This is a genomic window from Ruegeria sp. CH11, assembly GCF_056537105.1.
The window spans coordinates 265,979-285,759 of sequence record NZ_JBQFQX010000005.1 but is presented as its reverse complement, the minus strand read 5'-3'; the positions used below and the strand labels follow the sequence as shown (position 1 = coordinate 285,759).

General features: G+C 58.6%; 14 protein-coding genes. 7 read left to right on the top strand and 7 right to left on the bottom strand.

Annotated elements, in window-relative coordinates; translation table 11 throughout:
* The first annotated feature begins 2 nt into the window (after nucleotides 1-2).
* Together ACR0LX_RS10965 and ACR0LX_RS10960 are read left to right on the top strand one after the other, a co-directional pair.
* Nucleotides 3-3,641: a two-partner secretion domain-containing protein gene (locus ACR0LX_RS10965; protein WP_480783759.1), complete on the top strand. Its 3,639-nt coding sequence runs from the start codon at nucleotides 3-5 to the stop codon at nucleotides 3,639-3,641.
* Between the two features lie 28 nt (nucleotides 3,642-3,669).
* On the top strand, nucleotides 3,670-5,595 hold the full coding sequence (locus ACR0LX_RS10960) for a caspase family protein (RefSeq protein ID WP_480783776.1): 1,926 nt from the start codon (nucleotides 3,670-3,672) through the stop codon (nucleotides 5,593-5,595).
* Between the two features lie 23 nt (nucleotides 5,596-5,618).
* Here ACR0LX_RS10960 and ACR0LX_RS10955 read toward each other — a convergent pair whose 3' ends face one another.
* Nucleotides 5,619-6,674, bottom strand: coding sequence for an OmpA family protein (locus ACR0LX_RS10955; RefSeq protein ID WP_480783758.1), 1,056 nt, complete (start codon nucleotides 6,672-6,674; stop codon nucleotides 5,619-5,621).
* 149 nt (nucleotides 6,675-6,823) lie between these two features.
* Here ACR0LX_RS10955 and ACR0LX_RS10950 point away from each other — a divergent pair, with 149 nt between their 5' ends.
* Entirely contained in the window at nucleotides 6,824-8,311 is a 1,488-nt protein-coding gene (locus tag ACR0LX_RS10950) for a caspase family protein (RefSeq protein WP_480573611.1), read from the top strand.
* Nucleotides 8,312-8,318: 7 nt separating this feature from the next.
* On the opposite strand, the gene ACR0LX_RS10945 is transcribed toward ACR0LX_RS10950, so the two are convergent.
* Genes ACR0LX_RS10945 through ACR0LX_RS10935 form a run of 3 tightly spaced genes read right to left on the bottom strand, consistent with a single transcriptional unit; the run spans nucleotide 8,319 to nucleotide 10,977 of the window.
* Nucleotides 8,319-8,720, bottom strand: a complete 402-nt coding sequence (locus ACR0LX_RS10945; RefSeq protein WP_480783757.1) for a hypothetical protein — start codon at nucleotides 8,718-8,720, stop codon at nucleotides 8,319-8,321.
* Between the two features lie 14 nt (nucleotides 8,721-8,734).
* A complete protein-coding gene (locus ACR0LX_RS10940; protein ID WP_480783756.1) occupies nucleotides 8,735-9,436 on the bottom strand; it encodes a hypothetical protein in 702 nt (233 codons plus the stop codon).
* Nucleotides 9,406-10,977, bottom strand: coding sequence for a caspase family protein (locus ACR0LX_RS10935; protein WP_480783755.1), 1,572 nt, complete (start codon nucleotides 10,975-10,977; stop codon nucleotides 9,406-9,408). Before ACR0LX_RS10935 ends, ACR0LX_RS10940 begins: the two co-directional genes overlap by 31 nt.
* Nucleotides 10,978-11,122: 145 nt before the next feature.
* Here ACR0LX_RS10935 and ACR0LX_RS10930 point away from each other — a divergent pair, with 145 nt between their 5' ends.
* From ACR0LX_RS10930 to ACR0LX_RS10915, 4 genes are read left to right on the top strand one after another with little or no spacing between them, the layout of a single operon-like run.
* A complete protein-coding gene (locus ACR0LX_RS10930) occupies nucleotides 11,123-13,171 on the top strand; it encodes a S8 family serine peptidase (RefSeq protein ID WP_480783754.1) in 2,049 nt (682 codons plus the stop codon).
* A gap of 14 nt (nucleotides 13,172-13,185) precedes the next feature.
* On the top strand, nucleotides 13,186-14,454 hold the full coding sequence (locus ACR0LX_RS10925) for a ComEC/Rec2 family competence protein (RefSeq protein WP_480783753.1): 1,269 nt from the start codon (nucleotides 13,186-13,188) through the stop codon (nucleotides 14,452-14,454).
* A gap of 10 nt (nucleotides 14,455-14,464) precedes the next feature.
* A complete protein-coding gene (locus tag ACR0LX_RS10920) occupies nucleotides 14,465-15,595 on the top strand; it encodes an SIR2 family protein (RefSeq protein ID WP_480783752.1) in 1,131 nt (376 codons plus the stop codon).
* On the top strand, nucleotides 15,588-16,706 hold the full coding sequence (locus ACR0LX_RS10915; RefSeq protein WP_480783751.1) for a patatin-like phospholipase family protein: 1,119 nt from the start codon (nucleotides 15,588-15,590) through the stop codon (nucleotides 16,704-16,706). The genes ACR0LX_RS10920 and ACR0LX_RS10915 overlap by 8 nt, the downstream gene beginning before the upstream one ends.
* A gap of 10 nt (nucleotides 16,707-16,716) precedes the next feature.
* Here ACR0LX_RS10915 and ACR0LX_RS10910 read toward each other — a convergent pair whose 3' ends face one another.
* From ACR0LX_RS10910 to ACR0LX_RS10900, 3 genes are all read right to left on the bottom strand, one after another.
* Nucleotides 16,717-18,057: a serine hydrolase domain-containing protein gene (locus tag ACR0LX_RS10910; protein ID WP_480783750.1), complete on the bottom strand. Its 1,341-nt coding sequence runs from the start codon at nucleotides 18,055-18,057 to the stop codon at nucleotides 16,717-16,719.
* 113 nt (nucleotides 18,058-18,170) lie between these two features.
* Nucleotides 18,171-18,839, bottom strand: a complete 669-nt coding sequence (locus ACR0LX_RS10905; RefSeq protein ID WP_480783749.1) for a D-lyxose/D-mannose family sugar isomerase — start codon at nucleotides 18,837-18,839, stop codon at nucleotides 18,171-18,173.
* 15 nt (nucleotides 18,840-18,854) lie between these two features.
* Nucleotides 18,855-19,781 (bottom strand): carbohydrate kinase family protein, encoded by a 927-nt coding sequence (locus ACR0LX_RS10900; RefSeq protein WP_480783748.1) that lies wholly within the window; start codon nucleotides 19,779-19,781, stop codon nucleotides 18,855-18,857.

Here is a 19,781-nt window from a genome sequence, read left to right as displayed (position 1 = left end):
CAATGATTTACACAACGTTCTTTGCGGTGGCTTCTGCCACGGCGATGCTTTGGGGCACAACCGCACTTGCGCAGTCTTTGCCAAGCGGTGGCTCGGTCGCGGCTGGTGACGTGTCGATCACACAGCCGAATGGCCAACAGATGACGATCAATCAGGGCTCGGACGCCGCGATCGTCAACTGGAACGATTTCTCGATCGGCAGCGGATCACGCGTCGACATCAACCAACCGGGACGGAACAGCACCATGCTGAACCGCGTGACCGGCAACACGACCAGCCAAATTCACGGGCAACTGAATGCCAACGGACAGGTTCATTTGGTCAACCCCAACGGTATTTTCATTGGACCGTCGGGTCATGTGAATACCGCCGGGTTTGTTGCGTCGACGCTGGATATCACCGATGACGATTTTCTGAACGGGCGGTATCGATATAACGGGAACGGCAATTCCGCAGCGGTTGAGAATGCCGGGACAATCTCGATCGTGCCTGGCGGTTATGCTGCTCTGATCGGGGGGCGTGTATCGAATTCCGGCCTGATACGGGTTCCATTGGGCAAGGTCGGGCTTGGTGCCGGTGAGCAGGTTACGCTGGACATATCCGGCGACGGGTTCTTGCAGGTCGCCGTGCCTTCGGACAGTGACGACGACGCGATGGAAGCGCTGGTCTCGAACTCTGGCCGGATCGAGGCAGATGGGGGCCTTGTGCATCTGGAGGTTGCCAGCGCGCGCGACGCCGCACGGCAGGTCGTCAACATGTCTGGCGTCATCGAAGCACGCTCGGTCGGCGGCGTTTCGGGTGCGGTGGTGCTGGGCGGATCGGGCGGGGCGGTGCAGGTCAGCGGCACGATCGACACATCTGCGCGCAGGACGCTTGTTGCAAGCTCTCCCCGGCCTGTTGTGCGCCCGCAAACCGGAGGCGATATTACAATCACGAGTGAAGCGATTGCACTGGCCGGAGCGACCCTGGATGCCAGCGGCGCGGGTGCCGCTGATGGCGGGTCGATCCGTGTCGGAGGCGATTTGCAGGGGCAGGGCGATTTGCAGCGTGCGCAGACGACAACGGTTGATGCAGACAGCCGCTTGATCGCCGATGGTGGTGCGCAGGGCAATGGCGGTACGATCATCGTCTGGTCTGACTATGCGACTGATTTCTTCGGGTTCAACTCGGCCCGCGGTGGAGATCAGAGCGGTGACGGCGGCTTTGTCGAAGTGTCGGGCAAGATCCAACTCACCTATCAGGGCCTGACGGATACGCGCGCGCCTTATGGGTCCAACGGTTTACTGCTGCTTGACCCGTCGGATATCGAGGTCAATTCAAGTGGAGCCCCCGGAACGGTTTCGCCAACCACAATCGTTACAAACCTGGACCTTGGGGACGTGACAATCACTACTATTGGAGCCGGAGAAATCATAGTGGGTAGCGGCTCCCCGGTTGGCCTCGGTGGTCCGGATGGCGAAGACGGTAATATCACAGTGGAAGAGGCGATTACCTGGTTCAGCGCGAACGAGCTGACTTTGCTTGCGGATAACGACATCGATATCAACGCGGCAATCACGGCGACGGTGGGGGGTTTGACGATTGATGCCGACGGAACAGTTGAGACCGGATCAGGCGGCGCTATCGACGTTGGTTCGTTTACCTTGGCGAGTGGGTCTTGGGAACAGAACGGTAGCTCGATCCCGTCCTTCTCCGCAGGTGATTTTTCGATTGCGGATGGTGCCAGCTTTTTGCGCGCCGTCGGTGGCAGCGGGTCGTCTGCCAGCCCCTACCGGATAACAGATGTCTATGGGCTTCAGGGAATTGGAAGCACCGGACTGGGTGCTTCCAATTTCGAACTGGTCAACGATATCGACGCTTCGGTTACCTCAGGCTGGAGCGGGGGTTTCGATCCGATTGCCGGTCTTACAGGGTCTCTGGACGGCAACAGGTTCTCGATCGACGGGCTGACCATCGATCAAGGCGGCAGCGCAGCGTTCATTGGAACGATCGGACCGACGGGGTCTGTCTCGAACTTGTCGATCACCAATGCGGATATCGACAGCGAAACCGCCGCGATCCTTGCCGTAATCAACAACGGCTTGATCAGCGGCGTTTCGGTCGGCGGCTCGGTTACGGCCGAGAATTCCGGTGGCGGATCTGTTGCGGCCGGGCTGGTTGTGTCAAACTTTGGCACGATCGAAGACAGTTTCAGCACCGCGCGGGTCGAGGCGATTTCGCCGGTAGACGCGTTTGATGATTTCCTCGCGGCTGCTGGCTTGGTTGGTGACAATACCGGAACCATCGAGCGGTCAAACAGTTCCGGTCCCGTCATACTGACTAGTCAGACGGGTATGGGTGATGCGTTTGGGGCCGGTCTGGTTACCTTTAACAGCGGCACAATTCAGGACTCATATTCCACGTCTGACATAACGGCCAACGGCATCGACGATACCGTAACGATCGGCGGGCTGGTGGTCGACAACGACATCAACCTTGATTTTGGTACAGTCGGTCGGATCGAGCGCACATACGCGAATGGCGATATCACCTCAAACGGCTCAGCCTCGACTACGTTCGGCGGTCTGGTTGTTTTCAACACCTCTCCGGCAACAGTCACGAATTCGTTCTGGAACCGGCAGACAACAGGTGTCAGCAGCAGCGCCGGAGGCACCTCACTGACGACATCGCAATTGCAGGACACCGAAAGCTTTTACAACCGCGCCCGGGCACGGGGCTGGGATTTCACCAGCGTCTGGGCCCCTGGCAACGGCAGCACGAACCCGGCGAACTACACAACCTCGCCAGTTCTATTTGCCATTCCGGATGATGTCGCTGTGCCCGCAAGCGAGGTGTCCAGCGCCTCGACAACAGGAACGGTCTATGGGGGGCCATCGGTCTACAGGTTCGGTCCGCCGTCAGATTCGCTCAGCACGTCGCAAATCTTTGGCAACCTGAATTTCGCTGACACGTCGCCCGGCGCGACCACGTTCACCCTTGGCACAAGCTCGGCGACCAGCAGCGGCGGACAGGTCTATTCGGTTAGCGCCTTGCCCGGTGCGGCGGTCATAACCGATGACACGACGATCATTCCAGTTCCGCCAACACCGACCGTTGAAGTCACGCCGACGGTGGATACCACGATCACCGGAGAAGGCGGTGGCGGTACAGCCATTACCACTGTGGCCGAAGCAGAAGCGGCCCTGGGCACCGTAGAGAACGCGTCGCAGGAGTTTGACGGCGAGGTTGCCGCCTGTGCCTCGGAAGGCAATGACGTCAGTCAGTATCTGGCCTGTCTGGCCGAGGCGATGGATGATTATGCATCTGATCTGGATGCAATCGTGAAAGGCTTGCCACCGGGTCTGGAATCTGTCGGCGACATCATTCGCGGCGCCAGCGCCGGTATTCGCGCGGCAGGTGAAGAGGCCAACCGCAAGCTGGCACTGGCCACTACCGCCGAAGAACGCGCTGCCATTCGGCGCGAAGCGGTGCAGGCCGCCCGACGCGAGATCCGTCAGGCCCAGCGTGAAATTCGCAAAGCCATCACATTGATAAGAGCGACGGATCCAGAGCTTGTCTCGATCCAGAACCAACAGGTAGAAACGATTGTGGCCGCGGTTGGTCAGGCCGAAATCGGTCTGACGCGCGCCATTGGCCTGTAAGTCTCCGGAGATCCAGCCTGTGTTCGTAATGCGTTGCTTTGCTGCCATTTTCCTTTCGCTGTTCAGCGCCTGCGCGGCACTGGCAGACAAGCGGGTCGCGCTGGTGATCGGCAATTCCGATTACGCGTCCGTCAGCCCGTTGGACAATCCGATCAACGATGCCTCGGACCTTGCCATCGCTCTGGAAGGGTTGGGCTTTGATGTGTTTCTGGGCACCGACCTGACGCGGGCCGAGATGCTGGCGTTGGCCGAAAGCTATGGCGCGACAGCGGCGGATTCGGATGTATCCCTGCTGTTTTACGCAGGCCATGGTTTTCAGGTTGAGGGGCGGAACTATCTGGTGCCGGTCGACGCGCAGATGTCGAGCGCCGAGGATATTCCGGAACAGACCATCGCCATGGAGGAATTCGTCGGGCGGATGGAGCGATCCGATGGAATTCGGTTGGTGTTTCTGGACGCCTGTCGCGACAACCCATTCGAGGGAACAGGCATAGAGGTCGGGGGTGAGGGTCTGGCTCGTGTCGGCAGCGCTGCGGATTTTCTGTTCGCCTATGCAACCCAGCCGGATAACGTCGCCTATGACGGGACCGGGCGGAACAGTTTCTTCACCGAAGCATTGCTAAGCCACATCTACACTCCCGGTCAGGATATTTCGGATCTGCTGATTTCGGTGCGCAAGGATGTTCTGACCTCGACCGGTGGGCGGCAGATCCCGTGGGACAATTCCTCGCTGACGCGCCAATTCCGGTTCGACAACAGCCCGGTCACGGCATCCGAGGAAACCCTGCTGTGGCAGGTTGCGGCAAATGCGCAGGAACCGTCGCTAATGCAGCTTTATATCGATCGCTATCCGCAAGGTGCGCACGCCGAAGAGGTGACGGCCTTTCTGGATCGGGCAGGGCAGGGTGAGACATTGACCCGTGCGCTGTCGGTCGAAGATGAGGACGAACAGGCCGAGCGTCTTTGGAAGCTTGCCCAGCGCAGCCGGATGCGGCCCTTGCTTGAATTTTACCTGGAACAATACCCCGATGGCAGTCACGCGGATCAGGCGGAATTGCTGATCGCATCGATCCCACGCCCCGAAGACAGCTCTCCCGGTGGCATATGCGAACGGCTTGCCACGCACCCGCGCGACCGGACGGCCAGCGTACCCGGCGTACCTTTCAGCCGCTTGCAGGAAAACGCTTTGACAGCCATACAGGCGTGCAGCGCGGCTGCAGCACAGTCACCCGATCTGCCGCATTACGTGGCCCTTCTGGCGCGGGCAACAATCGCGGCCGGCGATGTCGAGCGGGCGGTGACGCTGTATCAACAGGCTGCGGCCGAGGGTGACTTGCGGGCGATGGTGTCGCTTGCGCAATTGCACGAAAGCGGGACGGGTGTCGCGCAGGACGTGAACAAGGCGCTGGAATTGTATGAACGCGCTGCGCAGGGTGGCAGTGCCGATGCAATGATCAATCTGGCGGTAACCCTGTTCGAAGGTCAGATCGTGCCGAAGGATGACAACCGGGCCATCGCGCTGATGCGCCGTGCCGCATATGGCGGCTCGGCCAAGGCGACCTTCAACCTTGGGGTTCTAGTGCAGGATGGAATTGCCGGAGAGCCCGCGCAGGCGCTTGAATACTTCCAGAAGGCCGCCCGCGATGGTGAATATCAGGGCTATCTTGCTGCAGCGATCCTGCTGGATGAAGGTCGGGGTGTTCCACGAGACCCGGCAGCGGCGGCGCGTATGCTTTTGCGGGGTGCGGCCGAAGATAACGGTGCAATCCTTAACCAGTTGTCGCTGGCGTCCGACCAGTGGTCGCGTGAAACACTGATCGAAGTACAGACGCTGCTGCAAAAGGCTGGCTATTACGACAGCGCGATCGACGGTGTCCCGGGCCCTAACTTTATCGCGGCGCTTCAGCAATGGCGCAGCGGCGGGTTCAATCCAATCATTCTGGCACAGGACTAAAACCGGCGCTGTGCCTTTTTTGGTCAGTTCACCGGCACAAACTCGATTCGGCGGTTGCGGCGTTTGCCATCCGCAGTGTCGTTGGATACGACCGGTCGGCTTTCGCCATAACCCACAGTTATCAGCCGTTCCGGCGAGATCCCCTGTTCGACCAGATAGGTGTTCACCGCCCGCGCACGGCGTTCGCTGAGTGCTCTGTTCGCAGCCTCAGAACCGTCGCTGTCGGTGTGACCACCAATTTCGATCGTCAGTTCGGGGCATCGGTCAACAATGTCGTGCAGGTTGGTCAGCAATGGGATTGAATCGTTTGTAAGGCGCGCGCTGCCCGAGTTGAAATAGATGTTGCCCGTCCGCGACAGGATTTCCATCCGACCCTCGCAGGCGGCCCGATCCAGATTGCCTTTGGTTTCAAGCGCAGCGGCACCCGGCGTTGCGGCAACCAGTTCCAATTGCGGCGGCGTCCCCGCCTGGGCGCGATCAAACACGAAGCCAAAGCTGACAAACCCGAAAGGTAGGATATCGACGCCTGCGGCCTCTTCCAGTTTCGCGCGACCTTCTTCAAGGTTGAAATCCGTCAGGGCAATCGCAATCGGCGTCGTGTTGGCCACGGCAACCCGATCGTTGTCCACTAGCGTGATCGCCACCTGCGCGGTTCCGGTCTTCTCGATGCCGTGCAGCGCCAGTTTGTAGGGCAAATCGATGATCTTGTGGCGCGTCTGATGCAAATCGACAAGATCATCGGCGGGTAATTGGGCGGTTATAATCGCTTCGGGAAAGTTGAATGTTTCAAAAAACAAGAACCGCATACGGACATTTCGCAGGTCGATTTTGGTATCGACACTGTCCATCTGCACGCGGATTTCAGCCGTACCATCCGCCCCGATCACGCCGGATAAGGTTGCAAACCCACTGTTTTCGGCGACCGAGTTCTTTTTCACCGACAGGAATTGCAGTTCCGAGGCTTCGGCGTCCAGTTTCCAACCGTGTTCGAACGGGTCGGCGCTTTGTCCAATTGCGGCGCTTGCCGAAAATACCGCTGCCATGGCAATCAGATTTCGCATAAAGGTTGAACGCCGCATGTGTGAACCTCTTCCTATGCTTGATACTATTTTGGGAATATGACAGGGCGTGGCCACAAGAAAGCCAAAAAAGCGGAATATAGAGATTCAAAGCGGCTTGGTGCCCCCGAGGTCACGGGCAAGGGTCGCAAAAAAACAAGGGGCAAAACGTGCTTCGCATCTATGGGCTATTAATCGCGTTGATTTCGGCAGCCTGGGCCGTGGCCGGGGCGGCTGAGCCGCGCGTGGCGTTGGTGATCGGCAATTCGGAGTATGGCTCGGTTTCGCCCCTGGACAATCCGGTCAACGACGCAAAGCTGATTACCGAGAAATTACAAGGTCTTGGTTTTGAGGTTCGGCACCTGTCCGATAGCAACCAAATCGATATGAAACGCGCGATTGCACAATTTGGGCGCGATCTGCGTAAAGGCGGCGAAGACGCGATTGGCCTGTTCTACTATGCCGGGCACGGCGTTCAGTCATTTGGTTCCAACTATCTTTTGCCGGTCGATATCTCGCTTAGCGACCCGGCGGACCTGGATCTGATGGCGGTCGAGGCGCGCTCGGTGCTGCACCAGATGGCGTCGGCCCGAAACCGGACAAATATCGTGATTCTTGATGCCTGCCGCAACAACCCGTTCGAAGATCTGGCCGATATGGATGACAATGGGCTCGCTGAAATGAAAGCGCCGACAGGCACGTTTTTGGCCTACGCGACCGATCCGGGCGGAGTCGCTCTGGACGGGAACGCTGGCAACAGTCCTTTCACACTGAGCCTTGCCCAACATATCGAAACCCCGGGAATGGCGATCGAGCAATTGTTCAAGAAAGTCCGGGTCGATGTTCTGGGTGAGACCCGTGGCCTGCAAACACCGTGGGATACGTCATCTCTGACTCAGGATTTTGCCTTCGCACCTGAAACCGAAACCAAGATCATCGCGCACAGGACCGAAGAAGAGCAGTGGCAGGAAGTGGTCGAAGGTCGCGACCCGGTGCAGATTATGCTGTTCCTGCGCACCTATCCCGACAGTCTGCATTCGGACGAGGCCAATGAACTATTGCAGACGGTGTTGGCTGAATCATTTGGGACGATTCCATCAACCGATCCCGCGGCCCCTTCGGCAGAGGAAGAAATCGCCGAAGCGACCGAAACCGATCGCCTTATGTATGAGTTGGCACAGGCCGACGACACGATCCATTCCTACGAGGTATACCTGCACAGCTTTCCAAGCGGTGCGTTCTCGGACGCAGCTGTCGAACGCCTCGCTGCCCTGCGGCTAAAGGACGAGACCGTGACCCGCAAGGCCGAGCCCAGCGGCGCTGCGCCCGAAGGGACCAATACAGGTCAGATCAGCGCAACTGATGCGGTCACGCTGCAATCGGTGCTGACTTTCGGAAACAAGCGTGTGCGGGGACAGACAATCAAGGACCTGATCGCCGGTTCTCCGCAATTTCCGCCGATCGAGGGCTTGCCGGAGGAGCTTTGGAAGGAACAAACCTGCTCGAACTGCCATCAATGGACCGCTGAATCGCTCTGCGATCAGGCGCAGACCTATGTGCAGCGGCCTGCGGCGGGCAACGTCACTAAAGAACACCCGTTTGGTGGGGGTCTAAAGGTCAACCTCCGTCGCTGGGCATTGGGCGGGTGCCAGGGCTGACCCGCCGTTAACCCGACAGTTTCGCCAGATCCGCGCTGAGCGCGCGCGCCTCGGAAATGCTGCGCTGTAGCGCTTCGAGCCGCGCCTCGGGCGTCGCACCTTGGGGATTGCTGTTCAGGACACGGTCAATTCTGGCGGCGGTGGCAGCGTCCCCGCCACCGATTGAATCGCGCTGCTGAAGGATTTTCAGTTTCAGTTGGGCAAGCTCGGACTCCGAGGTGCGCAACTGCGCCGCCAAGGCGTCGTTTCGAGCCTGCGCCGCCGCAACATCCCCTTCGGCAGCTTCGACGCGCGCGTCATAAGCCCCGGTTGTAATGCCGGAGACACCGGCAAAAAAGCCGCCTTCTGCCGGGTCCGTTGTCGTTTGACAGGCCATAAGCGCAAAGCAGGGAAGAAGGGCAAAACGCATCACGGTCAACCCGGTCATAACGACGAGGCCAGATCGCTGGCGATACCGCGCATCTGCGTGATCTGGTTTGACAATGCAGCCAGATCACCATCGATGGGCGAGGCGCTCTGGCCCCGGGCAATGGTCAGATTTCGTGCCTCGGCAAATTCAGCCTGCCGCTTCGTCGCGCCGTCGATGGCAAGTTCCATCTGGCTCAGGTTGCCATTTGCCTCGGCCAATTCGCGCTGCAATTCCGCCTGATCGACGGAGCCAGCTGCAGCGCGGGCGTTCAGTGCATCCAACTCGGCCTTCTGCGCCGCCAGGACCTGATTCATGACGTTTAGTGTCGTCTGCATTTCGGCGGCGTTGCTGTCCAGATCGTTTTTGATCTGTCTCAGCCGCGCCTCGCGCCCGGCGTATTTCTTCTGAATAAAGCCGACATATGTTCCAGCCAACGCGCCTGCACCCAGACCGATGGCGATGCCGCTGCCGATGTCATCATCCCCGCCCAGGCCAAATCCGATCGCGCCTCCGGTAACACCTCCGGCAATCGCACCCTGAAGAATGGTCTTTTGCAAAGCGGCTGCCTGTTTGGCCAGATCCGCCTCGGCCTGTGTCGTTCCACCTGCGACGACTTCCGGAGCAGGGGCTTCTTTGGATCCTCCGCAAGCCGAAAGAACAAGTGACGCCGACATCGCGGCAGCGATCAGTCGGGTGGAATGAGATCGGCCAGCCATTGGTAACTCCCTTTTGTGCTGTCTTCGACCTGTGCCACATGGCGCAGGAACAGGGCAGCGTCGTCGGTCAATTGGGCATTTGCATACCCCAAATCGCGCGCATCTGCTGCCCCGCTGATGATTGTTCCGTCAATACCCGGCGGAAAGAACACTGCCGCACGGTTCATGATCTCATCATAATAGCTGCGGCTTTGGTCCAGTCGCCGCAGGATGACCCCACGCGAGCGGTAGATGTCATAGACGTCATTGCGTGCCTGTTGCAGAACGGGCAGGGCATCTGCGTTGGACCGGGCAATTTCTTCGATCTGTTCCAGAGCGCCTTCGGCAATGGCCAGTGTTCGTTCGACGCTCCGCAATGCGACAATATCTGTGCGTAGCCTTTGTAACGTGGTTGCCGCCAGAAACACCGAGACTTGCGCAGCGTCTTCGTACAGGCGCTCGGCCGATGCGGTCTCTTGCGCAGGCAGTCGGCGGCGATAATTGTTCAACGCGGGACCCAGTTCGCGGGTCTGGCTATCGCTCAGATGACCCAAGGCAAGCAACGCTGCTGCGACCTGGTCGGGATTGGCCTGCGACAGCGAAGCGCTGACGGGGGCCAAAGGCGTATCAGCTCCAGCCTGTAGCGTCTCAATTCTTTCGCGCGCGAAGGACGCAAACAGACCGTCTGGATGACTTTTGAGATATGCTTCAAAGTCCTGAGTATCAGAGCTGGATGAAACATTGCGCCAATGCGCCAGATCGGCGGCGGTTTCATCCTCCACCGCTTGAGATGGCAGTCCCGGCGCAAAGCTGTGATCGTCCAGAACCGATTCCTCGACCCACGGGATTTGGCGCCCATCAGTTTCCAATACAACCTGTTGACGTACCCTGCCCAGCATCAGCCTGATGTCGAGATCAGGAGTGGCTATATGATCCAGCAGGCTGGACGTGAACACGCTGTTCTGACCCAAGCCGTCATAGGCAACATTTTCGGGATCGGTAGCGTAGGCAATCAGCAATCCGGCACCGCCTCGTATTCTGACAAGCCCGCGCTGCACCAGCCCGCTGTCGGAAAACGGGTTGTTCCGGCAAGCGTCAAGCAACAAAATGCCGACCTTCGGACCTGCTTTGGCGATGACGTCCCGCACCGTGTCGATCGAGATCGAGCTTCGGCGCAGCGCGTTCAAATCGCTGCCTTGAAAATCGGTGCCGATCAGATGGTTCTCGCCACCAATCTGCACGCCGTGACCCGCGTAGAAGAACACCGCCATATCCGCCCCTTTGGCGGCTGTGCCAAATTCGGTCAGGGCTTGCTGCATCATGCTGGCGTCCTGATCCAGGGCTTCGAGGACATCGAACCCCAGCTCTCGCAACGCGTCGCCCAGCGCCGAGACATCGTTCACCGGATTGCGCAAGGCCATATCTGGCGTGGAATAGTTCGAGTTGCCGATCAACAAGGCGACCCGGTTCGCGGCGAGTGCCGAAACTGCAGTCGATACCACGACAGACATCGCATAGATCAAAATGACCAAGCGTGCGACGAAAGGGTGGATCAGCTTCATGACAACACCCTAGCGTAACTGAACGCGCAAGAACAGCCAGCCGCTATCTCAAAGGCGTCTGGCTGAATCCCGGCAAAGTGCTTCAATCATTTGTTGAAATACCGATCGGGTGTTAGCCTGACAGCAGTTTATGACAGGTGGTTTCATGCAGAACGTCGCAATTGACGCGAAATTGGTTAAGTCCGTTTTGTACAGCGCATCCGGTGGGCAGCGTTTTACCCAGGACTCGCCGGTATTGCCCGAGATCTGGATGCATTTGGCGGCAAATCCTTCGGCGACGCCAGATTGTCTGCTGGTACCGCGTCATGGCCACCAAGCCCATCACGTCGCAGATGAACTGCAGGCGAGGTTCCAATCGTGGGAGCGTCCGCCAAACCAGACCCACCGGAACGCTGTATCTGACATACCTGGTCTGACAACGGCCCGGCTCGATCTGGGCGAGGTGGTAAACGTCGTTATGCCGCTGACTCGCTGGTGGGAAACAGATGGATTGGGGGCTTGGGTAGAGGAACTTCAGGTCGAGCGGATCGCCGTATTGGTGGGTGCAGCCTTTGTCTTTCTGGGCTCTGACGACATTTCCCGCACTGATCGGCTAAGCGAACTTCAGGCAAGTCTAAACAACGATGCCACCCAACCCATTCAGCCCATACCGGATAGCACCCTGCGGATTCTGGTGCTGATCGCCATGCTTGAGGCCGCGCGCAGCCCAAGCGAAGAGTTGATCGCAAAGCTAAGCAACTCGACCGAACCGCAGGATCATGGACGTTTGATCATACGGCGGCTGGACCAGATCAGCGTGGGTGAGATTATGTCATCCATCGGCTCAATCCTTGATCTGCAGCATCTGCGCCGCCGGTCCGAACCCAAAACGCGTTTCTACGCGGATCAGGGTGCAAGTTTCGATCCCAGGATGATTTTCACGCTCAGCCTGAACCGTAAGGCGGATGTCAGCAGCATGGAGTCGGTGACAACGACCAAAGCGGATGCAGCCTATCGGGTGTTCAATATCTCGACCGCCAAAATCACCTGGGCGGTCATCGATTCAGGTATCGACGCCACGCATCCTGCTTTCTACCGCTTTGAAGACGACACTGAGCGAAACGATTTGTTGAAAGGTGATTTCTTTGGCAAAGCCGTTGCGCCCGAACGCTCGCGGGTCAAGGCGAAATACGATCTGACCATCCTCAAGAGGTTTCGTGACAGGGATCTGATCCGGAACGCGAAGGGTCGGAAAGACCTGGTGGAAACGGTTCTGCGCAACCGAACCGGTTCGCAATCGACATCGAGCCCGTTACGCATCCGTGTGAGCGAGCTGGTGGAAACCGCTTTTGACGACCTTTCAAAAGGCAGACCCTTCGATTGGGAACTGGTCGAGGAATTGCTGCGTGTCGATCACTCGGTCGTACCCAGCAATGATCACGGAACGCATGTGGCAGGGACGCTGGGCGGTGCATGGATCGAACATGGCCGCGAAGGACCACGTTGGGTCTATGGCATGTGCCGAGATATCGAGCTGATCGACCTGATGGTCGTCGGCGATCAGCCCGAAACCACCGAATTCGCTGTTATCGCGGCCCAACGATTGGTGCGCTATCTCAACCAGCGGCAGGATTTTCTGTATGTTCACGGCGTCAACATCTCGATGTCGATCCCGCATGACGTGACCAACTATGCCTGCGGACGTACGCCGGTTTGTTCCGAGGCAGAAAATCTGGTGGGAAACCGGGTTGTTGTCGTCGCAGCAGCCGGAAATCGCGGGTATAATCAGTTTCACACTGCCGCGGGTGTGGTTGATCTGCACACGGACACCTCGATCACCGATCCCGGCAACGCGCAGGCCGTTATCACGGTCGGTTCGACGCACAGGCGCGAGCCGCACAACTACGGTGTCAGCTATTTTTCCAGCCGTGGCCCAACCGGGGATGGTCGGATGAAACCTGATCTGGTCGCACCCGGAGAAAAGATCAACGCGCCGGTCTGTAACGGGCAGTTGGGTGTACTCGAAGGGACGTCGATGGCTGCGCCCCATGTCAGCGGTGCGGCGGCGATCCTGATGGCCCGGTTCAAGGAATTGCGAGGCGAGCCGCAGCGGATCAAAGCCATTTTATGCAGCTCGGCCACCGATCTGGGCCGAGAGCGCGCCTTCCAAGGCGCGGGACTGGTCGATGTTCTGCGCGCTCTGCAATCGGTCTGACGGAGGATGAACACGTGCCGGAAGTTCTTTCACTCGAAGCGTTGCCCGCCCGCAAGGGTGATTGCCTGATCCTGTATTTCGGCTCTGCCGCCAACCCCGGGATCTGTGTTGTCGATGGGGGACCTTCGCAAGTCTATGGCCCCTTTTTGCGTCCCAGGCTGGACGACATTCGAAAGCACAAGGGCCTCACCGCCACACAGCCGCTTACCGTCGATATGCTTGTCGTCAGTCATCTGGATGACGATCACATCAACGGCGTGCTTGAACTGGTGCGCAACGAGGCCGAGATCGTCACGGGCGGTGTCGATCCCAGATTTCTGGATATCCATCGGCTTTGGCACAACGTCTTTGACGACATTCTAGGAAACGCCTCAGATGACCTGCCAGTGGTTGTGAACGGCCTGGCGTCGCTGAATTCCAACGAAAGCAGATCCGATTTGATGCGGATACTGGGTGAGGAAAAAGACGAAAGCGACGCTGTTCTGGCAAGCATCCGACAGGGCCGCGACCTGCGCAATGCTCTGGCACCTCTGGTGGCGCAGGGGCTTGCAGTGAACGCGCCGTTCCGACCAGAAGACCTGATACAGATGAGCGAAACCGGCACCGATGTGGTCAACAGTTTCGGGGAAGACCTAAAGATCACCATAATCGGTCCGATGCGGGCCGAGATCGATCGTTTGCAGCGGGACTATGACAAATATCTTGAAAAGAAAGGGCTGGGCATCCCGGCGGCTGACGCGTTTTTGGCGGCGTTCTCGAAAGATACCAGTGTGACCAACCTGTCTTCGATCGTCATGCTGTGCGAAGCAGGCGGTAGATCCGTGCTTTTGACCGGCGATGCCCGCGGCGACAAGGTTCTGACCGGGCTTGAGAAACGCGCGCTGTTGCAACCTGGCGGCAGCTTTCATGTCGACGTTCTAAAAGTGCAGCACCATGGCAGTCCGCGCAGTTCCGAGGCAGAGTTCTTTGAGCGTGTGACAGCGGACCACTACGTGTTCAGCGGGAATGGCGATCATGGCAACCCGCATCCCAAGACGTTGGACATGATCCGACAGGCACGCAACGGCGCGGCCATGACTTTTCATTTTACCTATTCGATTGCCGAGATCGATGCAAAAAGCCTCGATTATGCGACGAGCCGGGGCAAGCCGTGGACGCCACAGAATGACGGGTTGGCCTTCTGGATCAACGCCCACGCGGGCGCAGCGAGCAATCTGGACATTAAGGTGCCAGCAGATCGGCGCGGGGTCAGGATCGACCTGTTGGGGCCCATAGGGTTTTAGGGGGTGCAGCGTGCGTAGCAAAATTCCCAAGGAACACCGTAAGAAGCTGCAAGCGGCCTTTGCTGACCAACGCCTGACACTGTATCTGGGGGCGGGGGTATCAGCCGGAAGCGGTTTGCCAACCTGGGAGAAACTGGTTCTGGCGCTTTATTTCGCAACCGTTTCCGAACAACATCTGCAAGGATGGAGGCCTTACCCAAATTATCTCTTCGCCATCGCGGATTGGTACCTAAACACGCGCCAGGAACCGCTGGAAATCACCGCCCGGAAACTCAAGGCGATGCTGTCGGAAAGTGACACCGGAGAAGACGAGTTCAAGACGGCTCTGCGCAACGCATTGTATGGTTTGCAGACCGAAGAACTGACCCAGCAGGAACCGCCCCCGACGGATCGCAACGCGACGCTGAACGCGGTTCGCGATTTGTGTCTGGCCAAAGCATCGGAGAAATTCGGCGTCCGCTCGGTCATTACCTACAACTATGATGATCTGCTTGAGCGCTCCCTGATGGACATTGGCCAGCGGGGCGTTTCACCTGTGTTCGACAAAACCCCGCCCGAGGCACAGCATCTGCCGGTTTTTCACGTTCACGGCTACCTGCCTTTTGCGCCCGACCCGAACAATCGGGATGGTGGGCTGGTGTTCTCGGAAGAGGAATATAACCAGACCGCAACCGATCCCTATCACTGGTCCAACATCGTCCAACTGCGTGAGATGTCCAACAGTATCGGCGTCATGGTCGGGTTGTCTTTGTCCGACAGGAACATTCGCAGGCTGCTGGATGCGCTGAAACAAGCGCCTGTGCGTCCGGACCTGTATGCGCTGATGCGCAAACCCGGAAAGATCAAAGTCAAGAAAAAGGCCGTTGACGAAATCAACAAGAAGGCGATTGGGCTCTACTATGAATTCGAGAACTCCGGGGTCAAGAATTGGGGGGCGTCCGAGACCGTCGGGTTCTCTCGCGGTCCTGCACAGAAAGGGGCGGCCACGTACGAGCGTGACATTCGCGGGATCACGTCTGCGGTCGACGATGTCGACAAAGCCATGGACGAGGCCGTACTGAAGGAGTTGGGAATTACCCCGATCTGGTACAGCAACCACGATGAAATACCCGAAATTTTGAACGAGGTGTCCGATGTCTGAACCTGCTTCACAACCCAACACGTACAAGTCGCTCAAGGGTCTTGCGTTGTCTGGCGGTGGCTTCCGGGCGGTTCTGTTTCATACCGGTGCGTTGATCCGGATGAACGAGTTAGGGCTGCTGCCACAACTCGACCGCATCACCAGTGTCTCGGGCGGATCAATTGTATCGGGGCGTCTGGCGGTCAAATGGGACGAGCTCAAGTTTGACGCGAATGGTGTTTCCCCCAAGTTTCAGGATCAGATCGTTGCGCCGCTGCGCAAACTTTGCAGTCGGACACTGGATCTGAGAGTCATCATTCTGGGCTTGCTGCCCTTTGGCAAAGGCGTCACTGACCGGTTGATGGATGCCTATGACGAAGCGCTTTATGATGGTTGCACGTTGGATAAACTACCCGCAGCGCCGCATTTCATCTACAAGGCAGCCAACTTGTCGACCGGGCGCCTGGTTCGGTTTTCCGATCGCCGCATTGCTGACTATATGATTGGCGAGGTCAAAGACGTGACGGGCTTCCGTCTGGCAAAGGCTGTGGCGGCCTCCAGCGCCTTTCCACCGGTCCTGTCGCCGGTGGTTTTGCAGTTCAACCCGGACGATTGGAGTTGGATGAACGGTGCCGAACTGTTCGATGACGTTGATCAGAAGCGCGAATTGCAACTGACCGATGGCGGATCCTATGACAACCTGGGTGTCGAGCGTATCGATCACTATGGTACCGTTTTGGTTAGCGACGCAGGTGCGGCGTTCCGCTTGAAACGCGGGTTCGCGCTGTTGTCGCCGAAACAGGTTCTGCGCACGCTGAACATGACGATGGATCAGGTGCGGGGCGTTCGCCTGCGATATCTGTACGACTTGCTGAAATGGCGCGGGAACAAACTTGCCTATTGGGGAATTGGACAAAAGCCAGACAAGATCAAATTGGCGCCCAACCTGACCGTTAGCCCCGAAACCGCTCTGGACCTTTCAAGAACCCGCACAAGGCTGAACCGCTTTTCCGACAAAGAGCAGGAACAGTTGATAAACTGGGGCTATGCCGTCTGTGATGCCGCGACGCGGAGTTTCCAATCCAATACATCGCCACCCCCCGAGTTCCCGTTTCCGGACCGCGAGATGTAGACCGATACCGTCAGTCCCCCACGGCTGCGATCACCGCCTTTGCCAGCGGCACTGGGGAATACCCCAGCCGCGAAGGCGTTAAGCCCAGCCGGACGATCACCAGATCGCGCGACGGAAACACACCAACCGATTGGCCGTCATGGCCTTGCAGCCAGACAGCATCCTCAAAGGGCGGCATGCCACCCGGGGCGTCAATCCACAAATGACCTTTGGCATATTGCCCGTCAGACGCAGCGACCGGTTCGAACATCCAGTCGGTGAACCCTTCGGGCAGTATCTGCTGCCCGTCCCAAAACCCGCCTTGCAACAGAAGCTGCCCGAAACGCGCCCAATCGCGGGCCGTCGCATACATGTAGCTTGAACCGACGTAAGTGTCGTTTGCGTCGGTCTCCAGCACAACAGAGGTCATGCCCAATGGGTCGAACAAGGCGTCACGCGGATAGGACAGGCTGCCATCGCCCACGACATCCTGCCAGAACCGCGACAGCACGGTGGATGTGCCCGAAGAGTAATTGAACGTTTCACCCGGCGCGGTCGACAGCGCGCGATCTGCGGCGAACCCGGCCATGTCGTCATTGAGATAGAGCATTCGGGTTACGTCTGAAACGTCACCATAGTCCTCGTTCCAGATCAGGCCGCTGGACATGGCCAACATATCCTCGACCGTGATCTCAGCCCTGTCGTCCTGCGCCCAGTCCGGATAGCTATTTGTGAGCGTGTCAGCAATGTTGATCTTGCCAGCCTCCACCAACGATCCAATCAGCCCGGCGGTGACCGTTTTGGTCATGGACCAGCCCAACAATGGGGTGTTGGCGTCAAAACCCGGCGCGTAACTTTCGCCAACAATTCGCCCATTCTTGACAACCACAACGGCGCGGTAGCCCGGACCCAGAAGTGCTTCATCGGACATAACGTCCAAAAGGGCAGGGGTCTGTGACAGGGCGACATTGTTGCCCGTGGGCCAAAGCCCGTCAGGGCGCGGGGCCGGGGCTGCCAAGGTCTGCGCGCTCAGGTCCGCGTCATGCAGATTGGCACATCCCAGCCCGGCGCGGTGCTGCGATGTGGCGGGGGCAAAAACGCCGAACAGTCGCGCTGTCACGCTCTGCTGGTCGGGGTCTACCTCGACCGAAACATGACGCAACAGCGGATGGCCCGGTGCCTGAACGTCTTCCGCCAAAACCTGACCGGCGTCGCGCCCCGCGATGAACACGTTGGAACAAACAATCTTGGCAGAATAGTTCGTTCCGACTTTCAGCAAATCCGGCGGAGCGATCAGCAGATACCCAACAGCTGCGACTACACTCAGACCCAAGGCCCCGAGTGTGAATTTGATGATTTTTCCCGCTCTCAACCGCTCGTCCGGTTTACACCGGTCCTCTCGTTTCAATCCTGTTTCGACAGACTGTGTCTCCGAGCACCGCATTTGGCCAGAGTGCCGTCGCGTCGCGCGCGCTTCACTTCGGTTCAGGAATAGTCGGAAACCAGCAGGAAATCGGGCTCAACGTCTTCTTCAATGGTTGCAAACCGCGGGATCGGGTCCTCGAAAACATTGTCCGTGCGATCGTCATTCACGGTCGAGACCTCGCCAATCAGGCAGTCACCCTGTTCGGCCCAGAATGCATGCCAGATGCCGGGCATCAAAGTAACGCTCTGCCCCGGCTTCAGCCGCATCAATTCGCCAGGCTGGATGGTGACCGGACAGCCGTCGCTGGGCACAACAACCGGAGTGTCGCGGTCAATCCCGCCCTGCGCGTCCGAGGCGTAAATCTCCATCACCAGATCGCCGCCGCCGCGGTTGATGATATCTTCGGCCTTGAGGATATGCCGGTGCATCGGTGACAGCTGTTTGTCCCGCGAAATCAGCAGTTTCTCGGCATAAAGCATGCCGCGGCCCTTGCTCAGATCATCGAAGTCCCCGTTGCGCAGGGTGAACAGAAATAGACCAAGTTCGTCAAACCGGCCTTGGCCATAGTCGGTGATGTCCCACCCCAGACCGCGCGAGCGAATGCCCTCTGCCTGTGTACCGCGCATTTGATCGGGGGACCAGTCTGCGAAGGGCGGCAACACCGCGCCGAAGGATTTGATAAAGTCCTGCGCATCGCGCTTGATACGGTTGATATCAGATCGTTTCATGAGGGTCTCTCTGCGTCAAAGCTCGTGCGCCCAGGGCGGGTTGGCCCCGGCGCGGGAAACGGTGATGGCGGCCACTTTTGCGCCCTGTACAAGGGCTGCGCGCAATGTATCGGCGGACAGCGATCGCAAGCCCGGTTTGCTCAGGCATTCGGCAGCATCCAGAGACGCTAGAACACCCGCATTGAACGTATCACCAGCACCGACGGTATCCACAACATTTGCTTTGCCAGAGGGTACAGAGACCTCGGTCCCGTCGGCCAGGTAGCCGGTCGCGCCTGCGCGGCCACGGGTCAGGATCACCAGCACCGGCCCCGCCTGCAACAAAAGCGGGATCTTTTCCGCAAGCGGTTCGGGGCCGGGTATGATCCAGTCAAGATCCTCGTCCGAGACCTTCACGATATCCGCTTGTGCGATCATTCGGTTCAGACGCGTGCGGTACCGGGTCTGATCAGCTATGAAATCGGGCCGGATATTGGGATCCAGCATAGCCGCCTTGTCCGCACCGTGGCGCGCCAGAAGCGCTGCATAGGCATCCGCACAGGGTTCGCAGGCCAAGCTGATACCACCAAGATACAGCGCTGATACACCAGGCAGTTGATCCGGGATGTCAGCGGGTGTCAGCATCCGACCGGCCGTGTTTTCATCCACAAAGCTGTAGGTGGCGTGCCCGTCTTGTAGCTGCACAAAGGCCAATGTGGTGGGTCGGTCGGAAACGATAACATGGCTGGTGTCGACATGACTGATCTGCAAGGCGGCGGTCAGTTGCTGGCCGAACATATCGGTCGAAATGCCAGTCAGCATCCCGACCCGACCGCCCAACCGACCAATGCCGATGGCCGTGTTGAAAACTGCGCCTCCGGAATGGGGTACAAAGCCATGCCCGCCCGAGACCGTGGGTTCGGCGATCATGTCGATCAGGGCTTCGCCGCAGCACAGGATCAT

Excerpts from the sequence above, each read along its gene's own strand:
- ACR0LX_RS10965 (WP_480783759.1), top strand. The coding sequence starts at position 3 with ATGATTTACACAACGTTCTTTGCGGTGGCTTCTGCCACGGCGATGCTT.
- ACR0LX_RS10960 (WP_480783776.1), top strand. The coding sequence starts at position 3,670 with ATGCGTTGCTTTGCTGCCATTTTCCTTTCGCTGTTCAGCGCCTGCGCG.
- ACR0LX_RS10955 (WP_480783758.1), bottom strand. The coding sequence starts at position 6,674 with ATGCGGCGTTCAACCTTTATGCGAAATCTGATTGCCATGGCAGCGGTA.
- ACR0LX_RS10945 (WP_480783757.1), bottom strand. The coding sequence starts at position 8,720 with ATGCGTTTTGCCCTTCTTCCCTGCTTTGCGCTTATGGCCTGTCAAACG.
- ACR0LX_RS10940 (WP_480783756.1), bottom strand. The coding sequence starts at position 9,436 with ATGGCTGGCCGATCTCATTCCACCCGACTGATCGCTGCCGCGATGTCG.
- ACR0LX_RS10935 (WP_480783755.1), bottom strand. The coding sequence starts at position 10,977 with ATGAAGCTGATCCACCCTTTCGTCGCACGCTTGGTCATTTTGATCTAT.
- ACR0LX_RS10930 (WP_480783754.1), top strand. The coding sequence starts at position 11,123 with ATGCAGAACGTCGCAATTGACGCGAAATTGGTTAAGTCCGTTTTGTAC.
- ACR0LX_RS10915 (WP_480783751.1), top strand. The coding sequence starts at position 15,588 with ATGTCTGAACCTGCTTCACAACCCAACACGTACAAGTCGCTCAAGGGT.
- ACR0LX_RS10905 (WP_480783749.1), bottom strand. The coding sequence starts at position 18,839 with ATGAAACGATCTGATATCAACCGTATCAAGCGCGATGCGCAGGACTTT.
- ACR0LX_RS10900 (WP_480783748.1), bottom strand. The coding sequence starts at position 19,781 with ATGATCCTGTGCTGCGGCGAAGCCCTGATCGACATGATCGCCGAACCC.